The organism is Pelagimonas sp. KU-00592-HH (genome assembly GCF_040369695.1).
GTDB lineage: Bacteria > Pseudomonadota > Alphaproteobacteria > Rhodobacterales > Rhodobacteraceae > Shimia.
In genome coordinates, this window is the sequence record NZ_BAABWM010000003.1 from 1 (window position 1) to 23,515 (window position 23,515).

Genomic DNA, 23,515 nt, shown 5'->3' on the forward strand with positions numbered 1-23,515 from the left:
CGGTAGCTCGTCAGGCTCATAACCTGAAGGTCGCAGGTTCAAATCCTGCTCCCGCAACCAAAAAAACCACAAAAATACAAAACGATAGCGCCCAAACGGGCGCTTTTGGCCGTTTGAACTTAAATGGACTGGGCCAATCGGATTTGTAAGGGATCTGCCAATCCAGAGAAATATGAGTGTCGCCGTGCTTTCTTGAGGCAACAAATCCACGTAGAGAGGAATAGCGCAGGATCATTCCTGCCAAGGATGGAGGGTCCATGCGAATTGCTGCCATGACCATGGTCTACAAGGACTATTGGGCGCTTGAGAGATGGTATGAACACCATGCCCGCCATTTGGGGGTAGAAAACCTGTTCGTGGTGTCGCATGGGGAAGATCCGCGTATTCGCGACATCTGCGTCGGTGCGCATGTCTCTGTTTATCCGCGGGATAGCTTGGAAGGCTTTGATCGTAAGCGCGGGCGTTTTCTCGATGATTTGCAGGCCAGGCTTCTAGACGAATACGACTGGGTCATCAGGCTAGATGCCGATGAGCTTTTGTGTTGGGATTCAGAGCGTTACGCTGGTCTTGAAGAGGTTTTCCAAGAGAAAGCCGATGTCCCCGTCGTGACGGCGCTTGGGATGGACCTTGTCGACCTGGGACAGGGCGGGCAAGCAATCTTCTCGGAGATCAGGGATGCCGCCTTTTCGGGACATTACAGCAAGCCCGTGGCAGCCGCGCGCGCCGTTCCCTTTGCCTTGCACGGGGTCAAGGTTGCATCCGAAGACTTGGAGACGTTCCCATTCCGCCTGCCAAGGGGGCTTTACCTCGTGCACCTGAAATACGCCAATCGAGGCGCCCTGGATGAGGCCAATGCTGTGCGGATGGCGGTGGCCAATCGGGAAGGGAAGGGCCTGCCCGGAACCGCGTGGCAGGAAGCGGATGTCGAAACCATGCGCTTCTTTCTGGATTTCGAACAGAAGCGCAAGGTGCCGTGGGAAAAGGCCGAGGCGCATGCCTATTCGACCTATTCCTCAAAGCCGAGCCGCAAGGAGAAGCGGAACATCGTCAAGGTGCGGGCGGTGAAACTGCGCCAGCGCACGGTTCTGCCCGCGTGGTTCGCAACGCTCTAGGGGTGATTATCCCTTGCGGATCAGGTAGATGTCCATGATCCAGCCGTGCCGTTCGCGGGCGCTGGCGCGAGTCTGAACAATCTTTTCCGAAACTTCGGCCAAGGGACCGTCCAGCAGGATCTGGTCGGGCATGCCGACATAGGCCCCCCACCAGATGTGGTAGCCTGCGTCCTCGATGCTCTGGAACGAACACTCGCCGTCCAGCATCACGGCAATCGTATCCACCCCGTCGGGCCAACCATGATCGCGCAGGCGGCGGCCCGTGGTGATTTGAACCGGTGCGCCCAGCGAGTTGAGCGGAATGGCATGGGCTGCGGTCAGCATCTGGAGGGACGTGATGCCAGGCACCACGTTCACCGCGATGTCAAAGCCCTGTGCAAGCAGACGATCGGCAATGCGCAGCGTGCTGTCATAGAGCGAGGGATCGCCCCAAACCATGAGCGCAACTTTGCCACCGTTAACCACATGTTCGCGGATCAGATCACCCCAGATGGTCGCCAGTGCATCGTGCCACGTGTTCACGCCATCAAGGTACCTGGGCGTCTTGGCATCGCGCACCGGATAGTCAAATTCGACGATCTTGGGGGATGTCTTGAGGATGTCGGCAGCAATCATCCGGCGCAGATCGGCCAGTTCCGTTTTTTCGTCCCCCTTGCGAGGCAAGAGGATCACATCCGCGTTTTCCAGAACGCGGATGGCCTGAAGTGTCAGGTGTTCGGGGTTGCCCGAACCGATACCAACAAGAGAAAGGTCGATCATGTCGCGGGGTTACTCCTGCTCGGCCAATTCGCCAAAGAGGATTAGCCCGGGGGCGGTGGAAATCTCTTCGGCCAGTTGTTTGGCAAGCTCTTCCATCGTGGTGCGCTGGAGGGTCTGTTCCGGATGGCTCACGTTTTCCGCCAGCAGGGCAGGGCAATCGCGGCGCAGGCCGGTTTCAAAGAGCTTTTCAGCCAAGGCCGGGAAGGTCCGCTTGGGCATGAAGAGAACCGTTGTCGCGCCCGGATCAGCCAGCGCCTGAAGGTTCAGGTCACCGGGCAGGGCCCCTGCAACATCATGGCCGGTCACGAACTGCACGCGACGGGCCACCAGCCGACGGGTCAGCGGGATCTGGGCCGCCGCGGCCGCGGCACAGGCCGAGGTGACACCGGGGATAATCTCGAACTTGATGCCATTGGCGCGCAGCTCGGTGATCTCTTCCTCGAGACGGCCGAAAATGCCGCTGTCGCCGGATTTCAGACGCACCACATGCGCCCCGGTCTTGGCATAGTCGACCAGCAGGCGGCTGACGTGGTCCTGTTTGGGAGAGGGGCGACCGGCGCGTTTGCCGACGCCAACCAGATCGGCGTCCGATGAGGCGTGCTCGAGGATCGGACCCGAGGACAAATCGTCAAACAGGATGGCGTCGGCCTTCTTGAGGCGATCCACGGCCTTCAGGGTCAGGAGTTCCGGGTCTCCGGGGCCGGAGCCCACGAAGCTGACAAATCCGCTCATGCGCTTGCCTCTGCGATCAGGTGGAAGAAGGTGCCGGTGGTGTTGCCCTTGACCGAGCCGGTCTCGGGCACCGGGTTGCCGTCAGCGTCGCCAACCTCGGCGAGTGGGGCATCGGGTTCTTCCAGGATGGTGGAATAGTGGAATTCGTGGCCGCGCAGGCGTGCGCCGGTCTCGAAACCGGGCATCGGTGCTTTGAGCGCAGCCTGACGATAGCCAAGGTGGAACTTGCGCTTTTCGTATGAGGTGACGAGGCCAAGCAACCCTGCCATCTGGTGGCGGGTGCCTTCCTTGTCGATCAGGACTTCGCCGAGGGCCATGTAGCCGCCGCATTCGCCGTGAACGGGCTTGGTGGCTGCGTGCTCACGAAGGCCCGCCAGATAGGTCGATGCCGCCGCAAGAGTGCCGGCATGCAGTTCGGGATAGCCACCCGGCAGCCAGACCAGATCGGCATCCTTTGCCGGAGCTTCATCAGCAAGGGGCGAAAAGGGCAGGATTTCGGCCCCTGCCGCACGCCAGCCGCTCAGGACATGGGGATAGGTAAAGCTGAAGGCCGCGTCCTGTGCCAGCGCAATGCGTTGTGCCGGCGGCTTGGGCTGGGTGCCCGTGCGCGCAGCGCCCGCCTTGGCGGCGGCCTTGATGGCCTCAAGGTCCACGTGATCGCGCAGGAAGGTCGCATAGCCCTGAATCGCGGCTTCCAGATCGGGATGTTCGACCGCCTGGATCAGGCCAAGGTGGCGTTCGGGCAGGGCAAGGTCACCGCGCCTCGGCAAGACGCCCAGCACGTTGATCCCGGCCTTATCCATCCCAAGCCGTGCCAGGCGTTCATGACGTGGCGAGGCGCAACGGTTCAGGATCACGCCGGCAAAGGGCAGGTCGGGATTATAGGCCTTGAACCCCAGGGCGGTGGCCGCGGCAGACTGTGCCTGTCCGCCAACGTCGATCACCAGAACAACCGGCCATCCCATCATCAGGGCGGTTTCGGCAGAAGAGCCAAAGCCGCTCTCGCCACGTGTTGCAACCCCGTCGAAAAGCCCCATCGAGCCTTCGGCGACGATGATGTCTGCGCCTTGCGACTGTTCGGAAATGCCGCCGATCAGGCCTTCGTGCATGGCCCAGCTGTCAATGTTGAACGACGGGCGATGCGCTGCGGCACGGTGAAAGGCCGGGTCGATATAGTCGGGGCCGGACTTGAACGGCTGAACCGTCAGGCCATCTTCTGCAAGGGCCCGCAAAAGCCCAAGCATCACGGTGGTTTTGCCGGTGCCCGAGGAGGGCGCGGAAATCAGGATACCGGGGGCATTAGTCATCGCCATGTCTCCAGCTGGACCACGGGCTATCAGCCGTTTGCGGGCGGTAGCGGCGGTCGTAATCGGTTGCGTAAAGGCAGCTTTCGTCAAACCCTTCACCACCAAGCGCTGGCCCCACAAGGATCAGGGCGGTACGGGTGATGTTCTCGGTGACGTCGTCTTTAAGGCGGGCAATCGTGGTGCGGATGATCTGCTGATCCGGCCAGCTCGCGCGGTAGACCACCGCAACGGGGCATCCCTCGCCATACGCAGGGGCCAGCTCCGCGATGACGTGATCGAGATTGCCAATCGACAGGTGGATCGCAAGCGTCGCGCCCGTGGCGGCAAAGTTGGTGAGGGTTTCACCCTCGGGCATGGTCGAGGCGCGTCCCGGCGTGCGGGTCAAAACCACCGACTGTGCCAGCCCCGGCAGGGTCAGTTCGGTCTCCAACGCCGCGGCAGCCGCCGCAAAGGACGGCACGCCGGGCGTGACCGAAACGGGAATGCCTTCTTCGCGCAGGCGGCGGATTTGCTCGCCCATCGCGGACCAGACCGACAGGTCGCCGGAATGCAGGCGGGCCACATCCTTGCCTTCGTCGGTCGCCTTGCGGCAGGCGGCGACAATGGCATCAAGGTCCATCGGTGCCGTGTTGTGGATTTCGGCGCCTTCCGGGCAATGGCCAAGGATTTCCTCGGGCACGAGCGACCCCGCATAGAGGCAGACCGGGCAGGAGGCGATCAGGTCGCGCCCGCGCAGGGTAATGAGGTCCGGGGCACCGGGGCCAGCGCCGATAAAATGCACGGTCACGCGCGTTCTCCCTTGGCAAGGGCACAGGTCGCCATTCGGTCAGACGAGATGTGCCGGGTCGTGAGTAGAGCCGCTTTTGGCCCAGCGGCGGCCAGAGCGCAAGCCTCGGCCACGCTGCCTGTGCCGCGTTTCTCGAGGATGCGTTCCGCCTGTGTCGGGGTATGGACGGATTGCAGGGCTTCGGCTGTCACGGGCACGACCTGCGCCTGCGTCTTCGCGGCAAAGGATCGAAAGGCGGGGGTGTCGATCTTGTCATCCGGCGCGGCCAATACGTCAGGCACGACATCGCCCATCTGCGCCAGCGCATCCGCCAATGCCGCTTCGGTCACGGCACCGCGAAACCCGAACCCCGCGACAATCATTTGGCAACGCTCCACTGCACGATCGGATAGGAGGATTTCCAACCGCGTTTGCGCCCAAGCGGGTGTGCTTGCGCCAGCTCGATGCGCAGAAGATCTCCGCCCTTGTCCGCCTGCCAGTTGGCCAGCAGAACTTCGGCCTCCAGTGTCACGGCATTGGCCACCAGACGGGTGCCGTCCGGGATCGAGGCCCAGACAATTTCCAGCATTTCCTGGCTGATGCCGCCGCCGATGAACACGGCATCGGGCTGCTCCAGCCCCTCCAGTGCATTCGGAGCGGCACCAGTCACCACATTGAGGCGATCCACACCAAGGCGCGCCGCGTTTTCGCGAATGCGATCCGCGCGTTCTGCGTTGATTTCCACGGCGGTTGCGCGGGTTGTGGGGTGCGCCCAAAGCCATTCGATCCCGATCGACCCCGATCCACCGCCAATGTCCCAGAGATGTTCCCCCGGACAAGGCGCGAGGGCCGAAAGGGTCAAGGCCCGCACGGGCCGCTTGGTGATCTGGCCGTCGTTGTCAAACAGGTGGTCCGGACGCCCGGACGAGAGCGGGATCACGGCCCCATCGCCTGCAACCTCGATCCCGATGCTGACCGGGTGTTGAATGTAGGTCGGCAAATCGCCGTCGGCTGTTGCCCGTCGAATGCGCTGTCTCGGACCGCCAAGAGCTTCGAGAATATGCAATGTTGAAGGCCCGAACCCTTCGCGGCACAGCCATGACGCAAGGTCGGCAACCGCGTCGCCGTCGCGCAGCGTCGCCAGAATGCGGGCTTCGGGAAACAGATGCGGCTTTAGCCGCGCATAGGGGGCCGCGTGCAAACCGGTTGTCAGAACCTTCTCCAACGGCCAGCCCAAAGCCGCCGCCGCCAGCGACATGGTCGAAGGCACAGGCAGCGCCTGCCATTCTCCGGCGTCCAAATGTTTCGCCATGACCGACCCGGCCCCGAACCAGAACGGATCGCCCGATGCCAGCATGACCACCTTCCGGCCCCTGTAAGACAGCAGGATATCCACCCCATCCGCAAAGGGCACAGGCCATTCCACGGTTTCCGCGCTCAGGTCCGGCAACAGCGACAGGTGCCGTTCCGCCCCCATCACGATTTCGGCGTCTTTAAGTGCTTGATGGCTTGCGGGCGACAGGCCATCCGGTCCATCTTCCCCCAACCCCACGATGGTCAACCACGGAGTTTCAGACATGTCGGCCAATCTCCTTATTCTTGGCGGAACGACCGAGGCCAGCAGTCTTGCCAAGGCCGTGGCCAAGCGAAAGCTGAAGGCGGTGTTTTCCTATGCGGGCCGCGTCAATTCTCCGCGCGAACAGCCGATCCCGCAACGGGTGGGCGGCTTTGGCGGTGTCGACGGGCTTGCAGCCTATCTGCGCGACAATAACATCACCCATGTCATTGATGCCACACATCCTTTTGCCGCAAAGATGAGCTGGAACGCCTACAACGCCTGCACCGAGGCAGGGGTTCCCCTTCTGGCGTTCACGCGCCCGCCCTGGGTGGCGCAGGCCGGGGACGAGTGGGTGCATGTGTCCGACATGTATGGTGCGGTTGCGGCGGTATCCGGCAGCCCCAAACGGGTGATGCTGGCGCTTGGTCGGCTGCACATGGAAGAGTTCGCCGCTGCGCCCGACAACCACTATGTCCTGCGCCTGGTCGACGAGCCCGAGATTGCCCCGAAACTGCCCGATCACAGTGTGATCGTCGCACGCGGTCCGTTCACGACCGAGGCTGACATCGCGCTGTTCAGGGAACAGCGGATCGACATGGTCGTGTGCAAGAACGCTGGCGGCAAGGGGGCCGAAGCCAAGGTTCATGCTGCACGCGAGCTTGGCTTGCCGATGGTCATGATCGACCGACCAGACCTGCCGCCGCGCGATGAGGTGGCGACGGTCAAGGCGGTGTTTGACTGGATTGATGCGCACTAGTGGATGCCTGACAGCCCTCGGAACGCCGCGCAGGGCGGGCGCTTCACGCCCACCCCCGGGTCGGGCCATGCCCTCTCCGAGAGTGAGGAAGCGCATCACTTCTCTACCGAGCGCGGCGTATAGACCAGCGGCGCCCCGTCACGTTCAATGATCCGCGTCAGCGATGATCCCAGCAGCACAACAGTCCGCATATCCGCCATATCGGGCGTCGCCTTGTCCAGTGGCACGATGTTGATCCTCTGATCCGGCCGGCTGACGTTGCGGGCAAAGATGATCGGACGGGAATCTCCGGCGGTGTCCTGCAACAGTTTCAGCGCCTTCACGAACCCCTCGGGGCGCGATTTTGAACGCGGGTTATAGAAAGCCATCGCGAAATCGGCCTCGACCGCCAGCTTCAGGCGCTTTTCGATAAGCTCCCATGGCTTGAGGTTGTCGCTCAGGTTGATCGCGCAGAAATCATGCCCCAGAGGTGCGCCGCAGGCCGCCGAAGCGGCAAGCATCGCCGTAATGCCCGGCAAGACGCGAATGTCCAGATCACGCCAGGCTGGCTCACCATGTTCCACAGCTTCCAGAACGGCGGCCGCCATCGCGAAGACGCCCGGATCGCCCGAAGAGACAACCACAACGCGTTTGCCCTCGGCCGCCATTTCAAGCGCATGGCGTGACCGGTCGATCTCAACCCGGTTGTCCGACGGGTGCAGCGTCAGGCCCTCGCGCGGTTCGACCCGCTCAACGTAGGGGATATATCCAACAATATCAGTGGCCTGATCCAGCGCGTCCTGCACCTCGGGGGTCACCAGAGCCTCATTGCCGGGGCCAAGCCCCGCGATCACTACCCAGCCGCTCATGGACGCCGTCCATGACCATGCACGATGATGATCGAGAAATAGGGGGTCACCTTGTCCGTCACTTCGGAAAGCTTGCTAACGGTCTGTTTGCCCATGGTCGCGAACTGAACAAGCCAGGCCGCATCGTAGAGCCCCGAAATCTTGAGGGCGTCGATCACCTTGTCATAGTTCGACCCGATCTTCATGACCACAAGCGCATCGGTGGCGGACATATGCTCGACAAGCTTGTCCTTCTCCATCGTGCCAGCAACCACCGTCAGAACGTCATCGCCCCAGGTGATCGGCGTGCCGGTCGCTGTCCATGCGCCGGACATGCCGGTGATCGCAGGGATCACCTCGGTCGGGACCACATCCTTGACGCGGGTGTAGATGTGCATGAACGAGCCATAGAAAAACGGATCGCCCTCGCACAGAACCACCACGTCCTCGCCGCTTTGGGCCAGGGCAATAAGGTGGTCGGTGACCTCCTTGTAAAACGCCGAAAGCACTTCGTTGTAGCGCGGATCGGACACCGGGATTTCCGTGGTGACCGGATATTCCATCGGAAATTCGATCACGTCCTCGCGGAACATGCCATCGGCAATCTGGCGCGCCTGTCCCTTGCGGCCTGCCTTGCGGAAAAAGGCAACGTGTTTGGCATTGCGCAGCAGGCGGTCTGCCTTGACGCTCATGAGGTCCGGATTGCCGGGGCCAAGCCCGACGCCGTAGATGGTGCCAGTGGTCATATCGGGGGTCATTCCTTGCGGCTTGCAATCGCGTTGATGGCGGCCACGGTCATGGCGGACCCACCAAGGCGGCCTTCGACGATCATGCAGGGCACGGGCTGGTCGGCCCAGAGTGCGTCTTTGGATTCGCGCGCGCCGATAAAGCCCACCGGACAGCCGATGATCGCGGCGGGGCGCGGGCAGTCGGGGTCTTCCAGCATATTCAACAGGTGAAACAGCGCGGTCGGTGCGTTGCCGATTGCTACGATCGACCCTTCCAGCTTGTCACGCCAATGTTCGAGCGCAGCAGCGGAACGGGTGTTGCCGATTCCCTTGGCCAGCTCATAGATGCCATCGGCGTGCAGGGTGCAGATCACATCGTTGTCTGCGGGCAGGCGCGGGCGGGTCACCCCTTCCGAAACCATACGCGCGTCACAGAAGATCGGCGCGCCGTTCTCCATGGCTTCGCGGGCCTTGGCCACCATGCCCGGGGTGAACTTCACGTGTTCCTCAAGCCCGACCATTCCGGCGGCATGGATCATACGCACCACAACCTGTTCTTCATCCTTGTCGAAACCGCCAAGGTTTGCCTCGCGGCGGATGGTGGCAAAGCTCTCGTCATAGATCGCCTGGCCGTTTTTTTCGTATTCATACGGCATCAATGGTCTCCGATGCTGTGTGGAAGTGTATCCGGGGCGAGACCCGTCAAAAGAGGCTCATCCCACGGCAGGCCATCACGGACAAGATCGAACTTGCCGTTGCGGCCAACAAGAGTGGTGCGACATTTGCGCGGACGCGCGCAGCCCTTTGCGCAGCCCGAAATATGCAAAGGTCCCTTGATATGCTGCGCCAGCTGGCGCGCGATGCTGCGGGTCTCGACGCTGGCCGCGGTGCAAAGCGGTGCGCCGGGGCAGGCATCGGCGCGGAGAAGGGGATCGTCGGCGTCGGTAATGAAGCCTTCCGTCGTCTCGCCGCTGGCGTTTTCGAGAAGGAACAAACGCCAGGGCGTGACCCGCAGCCCTTCGGCCTTTGTGGCGCGCAACAGGTAGTCCAGCGCAGTGGCATCAATTTGCCCGAAGGCGACACCGAAAACGGTTCCGACAGGTGTCGCGGCGGGAACAAGCCGCGCGGCAGCAAGGGCGGGGGCGTGCGTTTGCCATTCGGCGGGCAAGGCCCTGTGCGAGAGATGCGCGGCCATTCGGCGATTGGCCGTCCCACCGGTTGCAACGAACCAGTCCGCCATTTCCACAATGGCATCAACCGCAGTGTCAACGGTCACGGAACGTCCGGCATTAGCCCCGTCGCCTCGCAGGATCAGCCCGCCCTCGGTGTCTCTTTCGATGCGGAAATCGGCCGAGTTCTGCTGCATGACCGGAGAAGGCCCTGCATCCACCGCGTAGCCAACCTTCGCCGGGAGGGCAGGCAGATCGCCAAGCCGTGCCATGAGGTCACTGGCGATGCGATAGCTGTCATCGCCCTTTTCCCAAAGAGGTGGCATCAGGATGTTGCGGCGACTTTCCAGTTCGGGATCATCGTTCAAGAGGCCAAGCGCCTCTAGCTCTTGAAGCAGTGGCGTGTGCTGTGCCTCAGACACCCCGCGAATTTGCAGGTTGGCGCGGCTGGTGAGGTCGATCACCCCCGAGCCAAACGTCTTGGCGGCCGCGCAAAGACCCAATGCCTGATCACGGTCGAGGCGCGCGAATTCTGGGCGCACACGCACCACGAGGCCGTCGCCGGACATCATCGGGCGATAGGCGCCCGGACACCATCCTTTGGCTTCGGGACGCGTCATGCCAGCCCCTCCAGTTCGGCAAGGATCGAGTTGCGGCGTGTCTGCCAGAGACCCGCTGCATAAAGGGCCGCAAACCTGTCGCGCATCGCCTGAAGGGCCTGCGGGTTGGCCTCTTCCAGGAAGGCACGCACCTCGTCGTCCCCAAGCGTTGCCTCGTGGTAGGCGTCAAACAACTGCGGCGGTACGGCCTCGGCCAGGTTGGCGAAAGAGGCCATATGCTCAAGCGTCGCCGCGATCTCGGCACCGCCACGGAAGCCATGCCGCATCATGCCCGAAAGCCAGTCGTGATTGGTGGCACGGGCATGAACAACCCGCGCGATTTCTTCGGTCAGGGTCCGTGCGCGCGGGTTTTCCGGATTGGTGTTATCCAGGTGATAGAGGGCTGCCGTCTTGCCACCCGCCACCTTCTGGGCCGCTGCGAACCCCGCTTCGTGGGTGGCATAGTCGCTGGCCAGCAGGACATCGGTTTCCGGCATGTCCTGAAGGTGCACAAAGCTGTCCGCATTGGCGACCCGCTCGGTGATACCTTCGCGGTCACGGGTGATGGTCTCGCCGTCGAGGGCAAAGGCCGAGGCGTTGAGCCATGCTTCGCCCGCCTGTTTGCGGCCGTCGTCCGAATAATTGTCGACGCTGTTGCCCATACCCAGACCATAGCTGCCCGGTGCAGGCCCATAGACGCGCGGTCCGGCTTGCCGCTCGACAAACGGGTTCCAGTCGGGTGCTTCGTCGCGTGCCGCCAGCGCCTTTACGGCCTGGCTGAACAGCGCCGAAAGGGTGGGGAAGACATCGCGGAACAGGCCGGAGACCCGAAGCGTCACGTCAAGGCGAGGCCGGTCCAGCATGGCAATGGGCAGGATTTCAACGCCAGAGACGCGTTCGCTGCCTTCATCCCAGACCGGCTTGGCCCCAAGCAGATGCAGCGCCATGGCAAATTCTTCACCTGCCGTCCGCATCGTGGCCGACCCCCAAAGATCGACAATCAGGTTTTTGGGATAATCCCCTTCTTCCTGAAGGTGGCGCCGCACCAGTTCCTCGGCAAGCTTGACGCCCTGGGCATAGGCAGCGCGCGTCGGAACAGATCGCGGATCGGTGGTGAACAGGTTGCGCCCGGTTGGCAGCACGTCAGTGCGCCCACGGTACGGCGACCCCGAAGGACCTGCCGCAATACGTTTGCCATCAAGAGCATCGAGAAGGGCGCTGCGTTCCGCCTCGGCCGAAGGGGCCACATCAAAGCCGCCCGCTTGGTCCGGCACGCGTCCGAAGATGTGCAGCCCGTCGCCAAACTGGCTTTCCTTGATGTCACAGACAAAGGTGTCGATGCGGGTGATGGTCTCTGCCAGCGACGTAACCTCGTCCAAGCCCAGCTCGGATTGCAGGCCCAACGCGTTGGCTTCGTCGCGGATGTTTTCCTGCAACCGGTCACGGCGACGCGGATCAAGCCCGTCCGCGTTCGAGAATTCGTCCAGCAGGTTTTCAAGCCGGGCAAACCGTTGTGGCGTCGCGCTGGCCTTCAAGGGCGGTGGAACGTGGCCAAGGGTCAAAGCGCCGACGCGCCGCTTGGCCTGCGCCGCTTCACCGGGGTCGTTCACGATAAAGGGATAGATGACCGGCAGGTTGCCAATCAACGCTTCGGGCCAGCAATCGTCTGAAAGGGCAACGGATTTTCCGGGCAACCACTCAAGGGTGCCATGCGCCCCAACATGGATCAGCCCATGTGCCTGATGCACCTGCCGCAGCCACAGGTAAAACGCCACATAGGCATGGCGCGGAGTGCGGGACAGGTCGTGATACTCGTCATCCCGCTCTTCGGGAATGCCGCGTTCCGGCTGCAGCGCGACCAGGGCCGATCCGCGTCGGGTGGCGGCAAAGTGAAAGGCACCGTCCTTGACGGCTGTGTCGTTGGCCGCGTTGCCCCAGGTGTCGTGCAAGTCCGCCTGCAAATCCTGCGGCAGCGATTTCAAGGCCGCCAGATAGTCTTCTACAGGCCAGGAAATGCTCTCATCCGCAAGGGCATCGGACAGGGGCGCACCTTCGGCAATGTCATAGCCTGCCGTCCGCAGGTCAGCCAGCATCGCCTCGACCGAGGCCAGCGGGTCAAGACCCACAGCATGGGCCATGTTCCAGTCGCGTCCGGGGTATGTCGACAAGACAAAAACCGTCCGCTTTGCAGCATTCTCGGTTTTGCTCAGGTTGATCCACCCCACCACCCGGTCGGCGATAGCGCGGATGCGATCCGCGTTCGGCTGGTGGGCAAGGCGCGTGAACTGCAGGTCGTCGTCACGAACACCCGGTTCCTTGAACGATGCCACGCCGGCAAACAATCTGCCGTCCACCTCGGGCAGGACGACGTGCATGGCAAGGTCCGCAGGCGACAACCCGCGCTCGGCCTCTGCCCATGCCTTCTGGTTCGATGTCGCCAGCGCGACCTGAAACACCGGCGCACCGGTCACATCCAGCGGCGACACCCCGTCTTTGCCTTTGCCAGAGAAGGAGGTAGCATTCACGATGGCCACCGGCTCGAGCGCGACGAGATGATCTGCTATTTCGCGCCGCGCAACAGGCGCCTTGAGCGACGGGGCGAAAAGCCCGATCACGTCAAACCCACGCGCGCGGAATTCTTTGAACATGGCCTCGATCGGGGCCGTGTCGGCCGCACTCAGGTAAGCGCGGTAAAACGTCAGGGCGATCAGCGGCTTGGAGGTGTCACGCACCTCTTCCGCGTCGCAGACACCCGTTTCCGGCGTCCAAGCCCCGACGTCGGGCAGAACCTTTTTTCCGATCACCGGGCTGGCATAGAGACCGGCGGCCAGGGCAAGCTGCGCCAGAGCCGCCTGCGCCGCAATCGCGCCGCCCGTATCACAGAGATGGGTCAGGCGGTGCAGCGTCGATGTTGGTAGGGTCGAAACTTCGTCCAGCCGCGGGTCAGGCCGGCCATCCGCCGGAAGAACCGCCAGCGCGATGCCCTTCTGGCGGCACAGGGTTTCGATCTGCTGAATGCCGTATGACCAGTAGGAAATTCCACCAATCAGGCGGATCAGGATCGCCTTGGCGCCCTCGAGCGTCTGTTCCACGTAGGTGTCGACAGACAGCGGGTGTTTCAGTGCCGAGATATTGGCAAGCCGAAGCGTGGGCAGGCTGTCCCTCCCACGTTGCCACCCTGCCGCGAAAGCGCCGAGATCGGAATCCGAGAAAGACAACACCACCATATCTGCGGGCGACTGCCCCAGATCGGTTGGTGTTTCGGTCTCGTCGAGCCCATGGCTTTCGCGGAAAATGACGTGCATTTGACGTTAGTCCACCAGCGCGGCGCGGATGGCTTCCACGTTTACGTCATCATGTTCCGCAATCACGACCATCCGGCCACGACGGCCTTCTTCCGGCTTCCAGGGACGATCGAACTGGTGACGAACACGCGCACCTACGGCCTGAACCAGAAGGCGCATCGGTTTGCCTTCGACGGCAGCATAGCCTTTGACGCGCAGGATGTTCTGTTCCTTGGCCATTTTCTCGATCCGTGCCGCAAGGGCTGCCGGATCGGTCTGTTCGGGAACGTCGATGACAACGCTTTCGAAATCATCATGTTCGTGATCGTGGTGGCCATCGTGGTGGCTCGGACGGCTGTCCATATCGTCTTCCGCTGCGGCCTCGAGGCCAAGAATGACGCGCGGATCAACCACACCTTCGGCCACTTCCACCACCGGCAGGGCGCGCGGGGCCTCGGCCAGAACGATTTCCTTTGCCTTGGCAACGCCTTCCGGCCCTGCAAGATCAGGCTTGGTCAGCAACACGATATCGGCACAGGAGACCTGATCCTCGAAGACCTCCGAAAGCGGGGTTTCGTGGTCAAGGCTATCATCGGCCTCGCGCTGGGCGTCCACCGCCGCCACGTTCGACGCAAAGCGGCCATCAGCCACCGCTTCGGCGTCGGCCAGGGCAATCACGCCATCAACGGTGATTTTCGAACGGATATCCGGCCAGTCAAACGCCTTCAAAAGCGGCTTTGGCAGGGCAAGGCCCGAGGTTTCGATCACGATATGCTCGGGGCGCGGCTCGAGTGCCATCAGGGCTTCGATGGTGGGAATGAAATCATCGGCAACGGTGCAGCAGATACAACCGTTGGCCAGCTCCAAAATGTTCTCTTCCGGGCAATCCGGAATGGCGCAGGATTTCAGGATTTCTCCGTCAACGCCGACGTCGCCAAATTCGTTCACGACCACGGCAAGGCGCTTGCCCTGCGGGTTCTGCATCAAGTTGCGGATCAGGGTCGTCTTACCCGATCCCAGAAAGCCGGTGATGATGGTGACGGGAAGTTTTTCGAGGTTGGACATGTTGGTCGGGTCTCACTCTGGAAGAACAAGCGGCGGGATGCGCGCGATGCAGTTTTTGCGGAAATGGGTGGAGCGTTCGCGCCACGGCACAAGGCCATCGGTGGTCGCCGCGTATTTCGTGATACCTTCATGAACGAGATCGACATCATCGGCACCTGTGAAGTTGCCGTAGACATAGGTCCAGCGGTCGCTGCCGCCGCGCACCACGACGGAACAGCCGTGGTCGCAGTTGGACAGGCATTCAACGGCCTTTACCGTCACGTGTTCGGGCCAGTCCTTGCCCTGTAAGGCGCTCTCCAAAAGCGCGCCCGGGCGAGGGCCTTCCTGATCGGTCGGCTGTCCTGCACGGCATGTGGTGCAGACCAGAAGCTCGACCGGGGCGGGGGCTTCGGTCATGGCGTCCATCCCAATTCGGGGACAGGGCAGTGTGCGGGATCCTCTGGCAGCGCCAGCCCGACACCAGAAACACCCCGTCCGGTTACAAGTCTCGTCCGCTGGCAGGTCTCCCGGCTTACGGATTTCAGGGCTTTCCCTGTTGGTCATCCTGCCTTCCCGGACTGTCTCCAGTGGCAACGGGCAACCTCTCCGATCACGGTCGCGGGGGCGGCTGCGCTTTGGGCCTTGCGGCAAGAACCCGTATCGCATTCCCTTTTCACCTGTCGTAGGACAGGCACCAGCGCGCCCAAGTGAAGGAGCGCACAGGGGTTTGTCAAGCAGGAGAGTGGATACTTGACCCGTGCAGAGCCCACATCCGACCGCCATTGGCCCAAAAGCGGCTTCTGGGCCGCTGCGGCGCGCCCGATGTTCGCGCTGGTCGCGATCTGGGCGGTGCTGGCGGTTGCCATATGGCAATGGCTGCCCACGCTCTGGTCGAATCTGCCCGCGCCGGTGATGTGGCATTTGCATGAGATGACCTTTGGTTTTGCGGGCGCTGCCGTGGCCGGATACCTGCTGACCGCCGTCAGCAGCTGGACAGGCCGCGCGCCGGTGAATGGCCGGCCCTTGATCGTGGTGGCCTGCCTCTGGGTCTCGGTGCGCATCGGGCTGGTCGTAGGCGATGCGGTCTCCTACTGGCTTGTCATGGTTCCGGCGGCTGCATTCTTCTGGTCCATTGCGCTCCTCCTGTGGTTGGAGGCGCGTGCAGCGGGCAGGGGGCACCAACCTGTCTTCGTGGCCTTCTGCCTGCTGGCGGGTATTGGCTCCGCTACCTGGATTGCGGCCATGTCCACAGGCGGCCCCGCACCGGTCTGGTCGGTGTCTCCCGTTCTTGGCTTCGCGTTTCTCCTGGTGTTCGTAGGGGGCAGGATGGTGCCCGCCTTTCTTGTTCATTCCGCGAAATGGACCGCGTGCCCCGTCGTCGTCCCGCCAGACTGGCCTCGCATAGCCGTCCTCGGATTGATCGTCACCGCCGCCGGTCTGTTCCTTTCTGAAAGCCAGCTCTCTGCCGCCCTCGCTCTGATCACCGCCGGGGCCTGCCTTGCGCTCTTCGTCGCCCGCTGGCCGCTGTTTCCGGCCAGAACCGATCTGCTTCTGGCCATGCTGGTCCTGTCCTTCCTTTGGCTCCCCCTAGGACTCCTTCTCTGGGGGGCTGCTCTCTTCGACCTGTTCTTCACCTCGGTGGAGGCGCAGCACGGCCTGATGATGGGCGCGATGGGCGGCTTGATCCTTGCCATTTCGGCGCGCAGCTTTGCCCGTCGCAGCGATGATGGCCTCAAGGGCCGTCGTGGCACCGGACTGGCCTTTGCACTGGTCGTGGCGTCGGTGCCCCTCCGCATGGGCGGTCTTCTCGATGCGGCCGCGCTGATGTGGTGCGCGGGATGGGGGCTCTACGCTTGGCTTGTCCTGCGTCACGCCTTTGGCCCGCTGCCGCGCCCCGTCTTCAGTGGCGCACGTCGCTAGTGGCATGTCGCGGATCGGCTTGTGATTGGCTGGCCCTTGTGGTTTCGTGCGCCCGAACACGCGCGTTGAACGAGGCCGGACATGAGCGAACAGAACACCCGTCACACGGAAAAGATGAAGAAAATCAAGGCTGCCCGTGATCGGATGATGGCCACCAAGACCGAGGAAAAGGGGCTCATCATCGTGCATACCGGCCCCGGCAAGGGCAAATCATCCTCGGGGTTCGGCATGATCATGCGCTGCATCGCCCACGAGATGCCGGTTGCCGTGGTCCAGTTCATCAAGGGCGCGATGGCAACTGGCGAGCGCGCCTTCCTCGAAGAACATTTCCCCGAAGAGGTGAAATTCTATGTGTCGGGCGAAGGGTTTACCTGGGAAACCCAGGACCGCGAGCGCGATATCGCCAAGGCCGAGGCGGGCTGGGAACTGGCCAAAGACCTGATCCGCGATCCCGCCAACCGGTTCGTCATGCTGGATGAAATCAACATCGCCCTGCGCAATGACTATCTCAATATTGACGACGTGGTAGATTTCCTGCTGGAAGAAAAACCCGAAATGACCCACGTCCTGCTCACCGGCCGCAACGCCAAGCCCGAACTGATCGAAGCGGCAGACCTGGTCACCGAGATGACCCTGCTGAAACACCCCTTCCGCGATGGCATCAAGGCGCAGGCCGGGGTGGAGTTCTAGGAAACGAAAACTGCCCATCCCGTTTGAGTGTCGAAAATGGATAGCCAAAAAGGAAATACCCCGTGATCATTGGCCATCTTCCTGCCGGATACCTTGCTGCCCATGGTGCAAAGGTGTTTGGAGCGTCGCAGACCATGTTCGTCGGCATCGTTCTTGGCAGTGTTGCGCCGGACTTGGATATGCTTTGGTTCCACTTCGCCGATCACGGAAGCACGCACCACCACCACTACATAACGCACCGCCCGATCATTTGGGCATCTGTGCTGCTACTGGGGGTAATCCTCAGGCAGGCTTCGATCTTGGGCGTGGGGATTGGCGGGCTTCTGCACGTGGCGCTTGATAGCATTGCAGGGCAAATCGCTTGGCTTTGGCCGTTTTCCAGTCATCTGACGACGCTTGTTGAGGTTCAGCCGACGCATAGTCACTGGATACTCTCGTTCTTGGCGCATTGGACTTTCAAGGTTGAAATCTTCATAGCGATTTTGGCCGCGATCCTTTTCTGGCGTACCAACTTCCGAAAGGACAAGACGTGAAAAAACGCCTTCTCACAGAATTCGGCATGGGCTCGTCCCTGCGCCGTCAGGACTATACCGAGGCCGCACGGCGGGCGGTGAAAGATGCGCTCTGGCACAACTCGATCAACCTTGCGGAACTGTTTGGCAAGGAAAAGCACGAGATGATCATCGACGTCGAAGTGGGCGTGGGTCAGCCCGACCAGATCGATGCCTCTGCCATCGCCGAGATTTTTCCCTATGGTCAGGTCTCCGTGACGGCTGTTCGCGGCGGATTGGACGTGCCGCGTGCCGATGGTGGCAAGCCGACGGTGATCGCCAATGTCGCGATCAATGTCTCGCTGGATCTGGAGGGCTAGGCCATGGGTGACCAACGTTTCATCATCGAAATGGGCATGGGCAACGACCAGTACGGGCAGGACTATACCAAGGCTGCGGCCCGTGCGATCGAAGACGCCATCCGCCATTCCTCGATCCCGATGTTCGATGCGCTCGGCCTCGATCACGCCGAAATGCGGGTGCAGGTCACCGTTGGTGTTCAGGAACCTGACAAGGTGGATTGCGATGCTTTGGTTGCCAAACTTCCACGCGGGCAGGCAACCGTGACCGCCGTCCATGGCGGCCTGAATGTCACCAATCCCGACAGCGGCAACACCCTCGTTATCGCCAGCGCCGCCGTCGAGGCCTTTCTGCCGAAACAGGGGTGAACCATGTCCAAATCCATCATGATCCAGGGCACCGGCTCGAATGTCGGCAAGTCGATGCTGGTTGCGGGGCTTTGCCGTGCCGCGGTGCGGCGGGGGCTTTCGGTGGCCCCGTTCAAACCGCAGAACATGTCGAACAACGCGGCCGTCACCTCGGACGGTGGTGAAATCGGTCGCGCGCAGGCGATGCAGGCCTTGGCCTGTGGCAAACCCCTGACGGTGGACATGAACCCGGTTCTCCTCAAGCCCGAAACCGATGTCGGGGCGCAGGTTGTCGTGCAGGGCAAGCGCCTGACCACGGCCAAGGCACGCGACTATGCCAAGCTGAAGCCGCAGTTGATGGCGAGCGTTCTGGAAAGCTTTAATCGCCTGAAATCGCAGAACGATCTAGTGATTGTCGAAGGCGCTGGAAGCCCTGCCGAGGTCAATCTGCGCAAGGGCGACATCGCGAACATGGGCTTTGCCGTGGCGGCGGACGTGCCGGTGATCCTTGCCGGTGACATCGACCGCGGGGGCGTGATTGCCCAGATCATCGGCACGCAGGCGGTGATCAATCCCGAAGATGCCGCGATGGTCGCAGGCTTCATGGTCAACAAGTTTCGCGGCGACCCGCGTCTGTTTGACGATGGTTACGACCTGATCGCAGAACGCACCGGCTGGCGCGGGTTTGGCGTATTGCCCTATTTCACCGAGGCCTGGAAACTTCCGGCCGAAGACGCCCTCGACATTGCCGATGGGCGCGGTGCGGGGGACTTCAAGATTGTCTGCCTGACCCTGTCGCGCATTGCCAATTTCGACGATCTCGATCCCCTGTCGCAGGAAGACGGCGTGCGCCTGACAATGCTGCGCGCCGGGCAGCCGATTCCGAGCGATACCGATCTCGTGATCATTCCAGGCAGCAAATCCACCCGCGGTGACCTGGCATTTCTGCGTGAACAGGGCTGGGATGTGGATCTTCAGGCGCATGTGCGGCGCGGCGGGCATGTTCTTGGGATTTGCGGTGGATACCAGATGCTTGGCCATCGCGTTCATGATCCCGAAGGCATCGAAGGCCCTGCCGGCGAAACGGTGGGTCTTGGTCTGCTGGACCTTGAAACCACCATGACGCCAGACAAGCGCCTGACCGAAACCAATGCCGTGCACGCGGCTTCGGGACAGGCCTTCACGGGATATGAAATCCACATCGGTCGCACCGAAGGTCCGGCCCGCGCGCGCCCCTTTGCGCATGTCGACGGCGCCCCGGAAGGGGCCACAAGCACCAACGGCAAGGTCTCCGGCAGCTATCTGCACGGCATGTTCCGCGATGACGGCTTCCGCAAGGCGTGGCTCTCGGCGCTGGGCGCGGACACCAGTGATGTGGGATATGAGGCCTCGGTCGAAGCCGTGCTGGACGATCTCGCCGACCACATGGAAGCGCATCTTGATGTCGAGGCGATCCTCGCGGCGGCGCGCTGAACTTCATCTTGTGCCTTGCGGCACCTTGGGGGATAGTCGGCGCATGAACATGCGTCGCGTCCTTCTGGCTTTTTCCCTTTGTCTGGGCGGGTTTGCCGCGCAGGCCGAAGAGGTGACGATCTTCGCCGCCTCCAGCCTCAAAACCGCGCTGGACGAAATCGTGACCGCTTGGGAAGCAGAGACGGGCCATGAGGTTCTGGTCTCCTACGGCGCAAGCTCGGCACTGGCGCGGCAGATTCAATCAGGGGCACCTGCCGACATTTTCTTTTCAGCCAATCAGGCATGGATGGATGTGCTGGTTGACGATGGCTTGCTGGCAGCAAACCCGCGTGCGCTACTTGGCAACGATCTGGTCATGGTCGGGGCAGAGGCGGAACCGCTGGACCTGACAGCAGAGGCCATCGCAAGCCGCTTGGAAACCGGCCCCCTTGCCATGGCAATGGTCAACTCCGTGCCCGCAGGTCTCTATGGCAAAGAGGCTCTGACCGCGCTGGGCCTTTGGGGGGATCTTGCCCCGATGGTGGCCCAAACCTCCAACGCCCGCGCGGCGCTTGCGCTTGTGGCATTGGAAGAGGCCCCGCTGGGCATTGTCTATGGCAGTGACGCCGTCGCGGAACCCCGCGTCAGCGTCGTTGCCCGCTTTGCCGAAACAACACACGCGCCGATTGTCTATCCGGTCGCGCAGGTGACCACGCGTGCCCCTGCCGCTGATCTCGTGACCTATCTTGCGTCGTCTTCGGCGCGTAACGTATTCATCCAGAACGGCTTTTCAGTGAGGGATGAATGATAGCCTGGCTCGGAGAAGAAGGTTGGCAGGCGGTGCTCCTGTCGCTCAAGGTGTCCTTCTGGGCCACCCTGATCAGCCTGCCGTTCGCCATCGCCATCGCCTTGGTGCTGTCTCGCAAAGAGTTTTCCGGCAAGCAGCTTGTGAACGGCATTGTGCATCTGCCCCTGATCCTGCCGCCGGTTGTGACGGGGTACGTTCTCCTGATGGTCTTTGGCCGCCGCGCCCCGATTGGCAGCTTTCTGGAAGACACCTTTGGCCTTGTCCTCGCCTTCCGCTGGACCGGGGCCGCCGTGGCGGCTGCGGTCATGGCCTTTCCCCTGATGGTGCGGGCGATCCGCCTTGCCATCGACGCGGTTGATCCCGGCCTTGAAGACGCGGCATCCACGCTGGGCGCCCCCCGCTGGCGGGTTTTCTCGACGGTCACGCTACCGCTGATAACGCCGGGTATCCTGACGGGTGCGGTTCTTGGGTTTGCCAAGGCGATGGGCGAATTCGGCGCCACGATCACCTTTGTCTCGGCCATCCCGGGACGGACCCAGACCCTGCCTTCCGCGATCTATGGCTTCCTGCAGGTTCCCGGCGGAGAAACCCAGGCCCTTCGCCTGGTAATCGTATCGGTCGCGGTGGCCATGGCGGCGCTCTTGCTGTCCGAGCTGATCTCGCGGCGCGTTGCCCGGAGGATCGCCGGCCAATGACGCTTTCGGTTTTCCTTCGCCACACTCTGGACAGGTTCGAACTTGACGCGACCTTCGACGCGCCCGACGGGGTCACGGCGCTGTTTGGCCGCTCTGGCGCGGGCAAGACGACGGTTGTGAATGCCGTGGCCGGACTGATGCAACCAACGGCGGGGCGCATTTGTGTTGGGGACCGGGTTCTCTTCGATAGCACCACCAGAATTTCCCTGCCGGTTCACAAGCGTCACCTTGGCTATGTCTTTCAGGACGCGCGCCTTTTTCCACATATGACCGTCGCGCAGAACCTTGCCTACGGGGCCAGGGTTCAGCGCACCAAAAGGGACGTAGCCCACGAGAAACGCATCATCGAGATGCTTGGTATCGGGGACCTTCTGTCTCGCCGTCCGGGTCGTCTCTCGGGTGGTGAGAAACAGCGCGTCGCGATCGGGCGTGCCTTGTTGGCGGCCCCCGAGCTTCTGCTGCTCGACGAACCCCTTGCCGCGCTGGATGAAGCCCGCAAAGCCGAGATCCTTCCGTTCCTCGAACGCCTTCGGGATCACTCCGGCATTCCGATCTTATACGTTAGCCATTCCATCGCCGAGGTGGCACGCCTCGCCACAACGGTTGTCGCGCTGCACAATGGCCGCGTGGCACAGGTTGGGCCAACGGCTTCCGTTCTCTCTGATCCCGACGCCGTGCCCGCGCTGGGCGTGCGCGAGGCCGGGGCGGTGATCCGCGGTAAACTCGTTGCGCATCACGACGACGGTCTGAGCGAGTTGCAGACCTGTGGCGGTGCCCTGTTCCTGCCGCGCGTCAAGGGTGTCGAGATTGATCAGGTCATTCGCGTCCGCATCCGTGCGCACGATGTGATCCTTTCCCGTACCGCGCCCGAGGGGCTTTCGGCGCTGAACATCCTGCACGGCCGGATCGTGTCGCTGCGCGAGGGGCAGGGTCCGGGTGTCATGGTGCGCATCGCCTGCCGCGACGAACATATCCTCGCGCGGATCACCCGCCGGTCTGCGCAGGCGATGTCCCTGTCCGAAGGCGATATGATCCACGCCATCGTGAAATCTGTGTCTGTCGCACAGGGCGATGTTGGCGGCTGACTACCGCGCCTGACCGGCCCGAAGCTCCCTGACAGACAGGCCATGCGCCCGTCTGAACGCGCGGGCAAAGCTTGCCAGCGACGAAAAGCCGGTCGCGACCGCGATGTCCTGAACGGTCATGGACGTGTCACTGGCAAGACGAAAGGCTTCGCCCAGACGCAGTTGCAGATAGTGATCGCGGGGGGATTGGCCGAGGTGGGCCTTGAACTTCTGCTCCAGACTGCGCGGGGAGACATTCAGCACATCTGCAATGTCAGCGATGCTGAGCGGCTCTTCAAGATGTGTCTCCATCAGGTCAAGCGCTTTGGAGATCAAAGGGTTACGGCGCACCCTTCTATCCATGCTGACAGCCCCCAATGCCCCTGCGGGGGCGGGGTCATGCAAGAAGGCCGAGGCGATGCGGCTGGAAAGCGAGGCCCCGAAACGGGTGCCGATCAGGTGCAGCATCATGTCGATCCCCGGTGCCGCCCCGCCGGACGTTGCGAAAGGCGGGCTGATGACATAGCGGTCGCGGCGCGTGTCGACATTGGGGAAACGGGTTGCGAACTCTTCGAGGTCTTCCCAGTGGGTCGTGGCGGCATGCCCATCCAGAACGCCCGCCCGCGCCAAAAGCCAGGGGGCACCGTCAATCGCGGCCATTGCGGTTCCGGCACTGTGCAACCGTCTGAGAGAGGCCAGCAACCGCGGCGTCGCCTGCGCCTCGAGATCGAAACCGGCGACCATGACCAGCACGTCGCAACGCGCCAGTTCGGCAATCGGTTCCCCTTCGATCTGCAACCCGCTGGTCAGCTGAACAGGCCGTCCCTCGGGGGTGCGAAAGTGCCAGCGAAACAAGGTGCGGCCTGCGCGTCGATTGGCGGCGCGCATCGGATCGACCGCTGCGGCAAAGCTCAGCGTGTTGCTGTCGTTCGTGACCAGAACCGCCATTTCCAGCGGTTCACGGCCGTTTGGGAGGAGGTTTTTTGCGCCTTTCATCAAGTACCCTTCGTAAAGTGCAAATTAGCTAACGGCAAGTGGGGGGAAGA

Annotated in this window: 25 protein-coding genes and 1 riboswitch; of the genes, 11 read left to right on the forward strand and 14 right to left on the reverse strand. The window is 62.4% G+C overall.

Annotated features, from left to right (window positions below; all coding sequences use genetic code 11):
- Nucleotides 1–257 precede the first annotated feature (257 nt).
- The gene (locus ABWV42_RS12390) at nucleotides 258–1,112 is read left to right on the forward strand and encodes a glycosyltransferase family 2 protein (RefSeq protein WP_353340396.1); all 855 of its coding nucleotides are present in this window, start codon (nucleotides 258–260) and stop codon (nucleotides 1,110–1,112) included.
- 6 nt (nucleotides 1,113–1,118) lie between these two features.
- Here ABWV42_RS12390 and cobF read toward each other — a convergent pair whose 3' ends face one another.
- Genes cobF through cbiE form a run of 6 tightly spaced genes read right to left on the reverse strand, consistent with a single transcriptional unit; the run spans nucleotide 1,119 to nucleotide 6,255 of the window.
- The gene (gene cobF, locus ABWV42_RS12395) at nucleotides 1,119–1,871 is read right to left on the reverse strand and encodes a precorrin-6A synthase (deacetylating) (protein ID WP_353340398.1); all 753 of its coding nucleotides are present in this window, start codon (nucleotides 1,869–1,871) and stop codon (nucleotides 1,119–1,121) included.
- A gap of 9 nt (nucleotides 1,872–1,880) precedes the next feature.
- Nucleotides 1,881–2,603 (reverse strand): uroporphyrinogen-III C-methyltransferase, encoded by a 723-nt coding sequence (cobA, locus tag ABWV42_RS12400; RefSeq protein WP_353340400.1) that lies wholly within the window; start codon nucleotides 2,601–2,603, stop codon nucleotides 1,881–1,883.
- Entirely contained in the window at nucleotides 2,600–3,916 is a 1,317-nt protein-coding gene (locus ABWV42_RS12405; RefSeq protein ID WP_502930963.1) for a cobyrinic acid a,c-diamide synthase CobB, read from the reverse strand. The genes cobA and ABWV42_RS12405 overlap by 4 nt, the downstream gene beginning before the upstream one ends.
- Complete coding sequence (gene cobM, locus ABWV42_RS12410; protein ID WP_353340404.1) at nucleotides 3,903–4,697, reverse strand: precorrin-4 C(11)-methyltransferase; 795 nt, start codon at nucleotides 4,695–4,697, stop codon at nucleotides 3,903–3,905. The genes ABWV42_RS12405 and cobM overlap by 14 nt, the downstream gene beginning before the upstream one ends.
- Nucleotides 4,694–5,074, reverse strand: coding sequence for a cobalamin biosynthesis protein (locus ABWV42_RS12415; RefSeq protein ID WP_353340405.1), 381 nt, complete (start codon nucleotides 5,072–5,074; stop codon nucleotides 4,694–4,696). The genes cobM and ABWV42_RS12415 overlap by 4 nt, the downstream gene beginning before the upstream one ends.
- Nucleotides 5,056–6,255 (reverse strand): precorrin-6y C5,15-methyltransferase (decarboxylating) subunit CbiE, encoded by a 1,200-nt coding sequence (gene cbiE / locus ABWV42_RS12420; protein ID WP_353340406.1) that lies wholly within the window; start codon nucleotides 6,253–6,255, stop codon nucleotides 5,056–5,058. Before cbiE ends, ABWV42_RS12415 begins: the two co-directional genes overlap by 19 nt.
- Between cbiE and ABWV42_RS12425 the strand changes: the two genes are divergently transcribed.
- Complete coding sequence (locus ABWV42_RS12425; protein ID WP_353340407.1) at nucleotides 6,254–6,991, forward strand: cobalt-precorrin-6A reductase; 738 nt, start codon at nucleotides 6,254–6,256, stop codon at nucleotides 6,989–6,991. The two genes, cbiE and ABWV42_RS12425, sit on opposite strands and share 2 nt — an antisense overlap.
- Before the next feature lie 95 nt (nucleotides 6,992–7,086).
- Here the strand turns inward: ABWV42_RS12425 and cobJ are convergent, their stop codons facing one another.
- Genes cobJ through ABWV42_RS12460 form a run of 7 tightly spaced genes read right to left on the reverse strand, consistent with a single transcriptional unit; the run spans nucleotide 7,087 to nucleotide 15,059 of the window.
- Nucleotides 7,087–7,839, reverse strand: coding sequence for a precorrin-3B C(17)-methyltransferase (gene cobJ, locus ABWV42_RS12430; protein WP_255105633.1), 753 nt, complete (start codon nucleotides 7,837–7,839; stop codon nucleotides 7,087–7,089).
- Nucleotides 7,836–8,564, reverse strand: coding sequence for a precorrin-2 C(20)-methyltransferase (gene cobI / locus ABWV42_RS12435; RefSeq protein ID WP_353340408.1), 729 nt, complete (start codon nucleotides 8,562–8,564; stop codon nucleotides 7,836–7,838). Before cobI ends, cobJ begins: the two co-directional genes overlap by 4 nt.
- 8 nt (nucleotides 8,565–8,572) lie before the next feature.
- Nucleotides 8,573–9,202, reverse strand: a complete 630-nt coding sequence (locus ABWV42_RS12440; protein ID WP_353340409.1) for a precorrin-8X methylmutase — start codon at nucleotides 9,200–9,202, stop codon at nucleotides 8,573–8,575.
- A complete protein-coding gene (gene cobG / locus ABWV42_RS12445; protein WP_353340410.1) occupies nucleotides 9,202–10,335 on the reverse strand; it encodes a precorrin-3B synthase in 1,134 nt (377 codons plus the stop codon). The genes ABWV42_RS12440 and cobG overlap by 1 nt, the downstream gene beginning before the upstream one ends.
- Nucleotides 10,332–13,619 (reverse strand): cobaltochelatase subunit CobN, encoded by a 3,288-nt coding sequence (cobN, locus tag ABWV42_RS12450; RefSeq protein WP_353340411.1) that lies wholly within the window; start codon nucleotides 13,617–13,619, stop codon nucleotides 10,332–10,334. Before cobN ends, cobG begins: the two co-directional genes overlap by 4 nt.
- 6 nt (nucleotides 13,620–13,625) lie before the next feature.
- Nucleotides 13,626–14,663, reverse strand: a complete 1,038-nt coding sequence (gene cobW / locus ABWV42_RS12455) for a cobalamin biosynthesis protein CobW (RefSeq protein ID WP_353340412.1) — start codon at nucleotides 14,661–14,663, stop codon at nucleotides 13,626–13,628.
- 12 nt (nucleotides 14,664–14,675) lie between these two features.
- Nucleotides 14,676–15,059: a DUF1636 family protein gene (locus tag ABWV42_RS12460; protein WP_353340413.1), complete on the reverse strand. Its 384-nt coding sequence runs from the start codon at nucleotides 15,057–15,059 to the stop codon at nucleotides 14,676–14,678.
- An 83-nt stretch (nucleotides 15,060–15,142) separates the two neighbouring features.
- A riboswitch (cobalamin riboswitch) is annotated at nucleotides 15,143–15,356 on the reverse strand.
- Between the two features lie 36 nt (nucleotides 15,357–15,392).
- Between ABWV42_RS12460 and ABWV42_RS12465 the strand changes: the two genes are divergently transcribed.
- From ABWV42_RS12465 to modC, 9 genes are all read left to right on the forward strand, one after another.
- Nucleotides 15,393–16,562, forward strand: a complete 1,170-nt coding sequence (locus tag ABWV42_RS12465) for an NnrS family protein (RefSeq protein ID WP_353340414.1) — start codon at nucleotides 15,393–15,395, stop codon at nucleotides 16,560–16,562.
- Between the two features lie 81 nt (nucleotides 16,563–16,643).
- A complete protein-coding gene (cobO, locus tag ABWV42_RS12470) occupies nucleotides 16,644–17,252 on the forward strand; it encodes a cob(I)yrinic acid a,c-diamide adenosyltransferase (protein ID WP_353340416.1) in 609 nt (202 codons plus the stop codon).
- A 62-nt stretch (nucleotides 17,253–17,314) separates the two neighbouring features.
- Nucleotides 17,315–17,785 (forward strand): metal-dependent hydrolase, encoded by a 471-nt coding sequence (locus ABWV42_RS12475; RefSeq protein ID WP_353340417.1) that lies wholly within the window; start codon nucleotides 17,315–17,317, stop codon nucleotides 17,783–17,785.
- Nucleotides 17,782–18,123 carry a Lin0512 family protein gene (locus ABWV42_RS12480; RefSeq protein ID WP_353340418.1) on the forward strand — a complete coding sequence of 114 codons (342 nt, stop codon included), beginning with the start codon at nucleotides 17,782–17,784 and terminating at the stop codon, nucleotides 18,121–18,123. Before ABWV42_RS12475 ends, ABWV42_RS12480 begins: the two co-directional genes overlap by 4 nt.
- Nucleotides 18,124–18,126: 3 nt before the next feature.
- Nucleotides 18,127–18,471 (forward strand): Lin0512 family protein, encoded by a 345-nt coding sequence (locus tag ABWV42_RS12485; RefSeq protein ID WP_353340420.1) that lies wholly within the window; start codon nucleotides 18,127–18,129, stop codon nucleotides 18,469–18,471.
- Nucleotides 18,472–18,474: 3 nt separating this feature from the next.
- Nucleotides 18,475–19,923 carry a cobyric acid synthase gene (locus ABWV42_RS12490; protein WP_353340421.1) on the forward strand — a complete coding sequence of 483 codons (1,449 nt, stop codon included), beginning with the start codon at nucleotides 18,475–18,477 and terminating at the stop codon, nucleotides 19,921–19,923.
- Nucleotides 19,924–19,966: 43 nt separating this feature from the next.
- Entirely contained in the window at nucleotides 19,967–20,710 is a 744-nt protein-coding gene (gene modA, locus ABWV42_RS12495; protein ID WP_353340422.1) for a molybdate ABC transporter substrate-binding protein, read from the forward strand.
- Nucleotides 20,707–21,405 (forward strand): molybdate ABC transporter permease subunit, encoded by a 699-nt coding sequence (modB, locus tag ABWV42_RS12500; RefSeq protein ID WP_353340423.1) that lies wholly within the window; start codon nucleotides 20,707–20,709, stop codon nucleotides 21,403–21,405. The genes modA and modB overlap by 4 nt, the downstream gene beginning before the upstream one ends.
- Nucleotides 21,402–22,490: a molybdenum ABC transporter ATP-binding protein gene (modC, locus tag ABWV42_RS12505; protein ID WP_353340424.1), complete on the forward strand. Its 1,089-nt coding sequence runs from the start codon at nucleotides 21,402–21,404 to the stop codon at nucleotides 22,488–22,490. Before modB ends, modC begins: the two co-directional genes overlap by 4 nt.
- Here modC and ABWV42_RS12510 read toward each other — a convergent pair whose 3' ends face one another.
- Entirely contained in the window at nucleotides 22,491–23,465 is a 975-nt protein-coding gene (locus tag ABWV42_RS12510; RefSeq protein ID WP_353340425.1) for a GlxA family transcriptional regulator, read from the reverse strand. It abuts the gene before it with no gap.
- Nucleotides 23,466–23,515: the final 50 nt, after the last annotated feature.

Bases quoted from the DNA above. Each gene is read 5' to 3' on its own strand.
- ABWV42_RS12390 (WP_353340396.1), top strand. From the start codon at position 258: ATGCGAATTGCTGCCATGACCATGGTCTACAAGGACTATTGGGCGCTT.
- cobF (WP_353340398.1), bottom strand. From the start codon at position 1,871: ATGATCGACCTTTCTCTTGTTGGTATCGGTTCGGGCAACCCCGAACAC.
- cobA (WP_353340400.1), bottom strand. From the start codon at position 2,603: ATGAGCGGATTTGTCAGCTTCGTGGGCTCCGGCCCCGGAGACCCGGAA.
- ABWV42_RS12405 (WP_502930963.1), bottom strand. From the start codon at position 3,916: ATGGCGATGACTAATGCCCCCGGTATCCTGATTTCCGCGCCCTCCTCG.
- ABWV42_RS12425 (WP_353340407.1), top strand. From the start codon at position 6,254: ATGTCGGCCAATCTCCTTATTCTTGGCGGAACGACCGAGGCCAGCAGT.
- cbiE (WP_353340406.1), bottom strand. From the start codon at position 6,255: ATGTCTGAAACTCCGTGGTTGACCATCGTGGGGTTGGGGGAAGATGGA.
- cobJ (WP_255105633.1), bottom strand. From the start codon at position 7,839: ATGAGCGGCTGGGTAGTGATCGCGGGGCTTGGCCCCGGCAATGAGGCT.
- cobI (WP_353340408.1), bottom strand. From the start codon at position 8,564: ATGACCACTGGCACCATCTACGGCGTCGGGCTTGGCCCCGGCAATCCG.
- ABWV42_RS12440 (WP_353340409.1), bottom strand. From the start codon at position 9,202: ATGCCGTATGAATACGAAAAAAACGGCCAGGCGATCTATGACGAGAGC.
- cobG (WP_353340410.1), bottom strand. From the start codon at position 10,335: ATGACGCGTCCCGAAGCCAAAGGATGGTGTCCGGGCGCCTATCGCCCG.
- cobN (WP_353340411.1), bottom strand. From the start codon at position 13,619: ATGCACGTCATTTTCCGCGAAAGCCATGGGCTCGACGAGACCGAAACA.
- cobW (WP_353340412.1), bottom strand. From the start codon at position 14,663: ATGTCCAACCTCGAAAAACTTCCCGTCACCATCATCACCGGCTTTCTG.
- ABWV42_RS12460 (WP_353340413.1), bottom strand. From the start codon at position 15,059: ATGACCGAAGCCCCCGCCCCGGTCGAGCTTCTGGTCTGCACCACATGC.
- cobO (WP_353340416.1), top strand. From the start codon at position 16,644: ATGAGCGAACAGAACACCCGTCACACGGAAAAGATGAAGAAAATCAAG.
- ABWV42_RS12485 (WP_353340420.1), top strand. From the start codon at position 18,127: ATGGGTGACCAACGTTTCATCATCGAAATGGGCATGGGCAACGACCAG.
- ABWV42_RS12490 (WP_353340421.1), top strand. From the start codon at position 18,475: ATGTCCAAATCCATCATGATCCAGGGCACCGGCTCGAATGTCGGCAAG.
- modA (WP_353340422.1), top strand. From the start codon at position 19,967: ATGAACATGCGTCGCGTCCTTCTGGCTTTTTCCCTTTGTCTGGGCGGG.
- modB (WP_353340423.1), top strand. From the start codon at position 20,707: ATGATAGCCTGGCTCGGAGAAGAAGGTTGGCAGGCGGTGCTCCTGTCG.
- modC (WP_353340424.1), top strand. From the start codon at position 21,402: ATGACGCTTTCGGTTTTCCTTCGCCACACTCTGGACAGGTTCGAACTT.
- ABWV42_RS12510 (WP_353340425.1), bottom strand. From the start codon at position 23,465: ATGAAAGGCGCAAAAAACCTCCTCCCAAACGGCCGTGAACCGCTGGAA.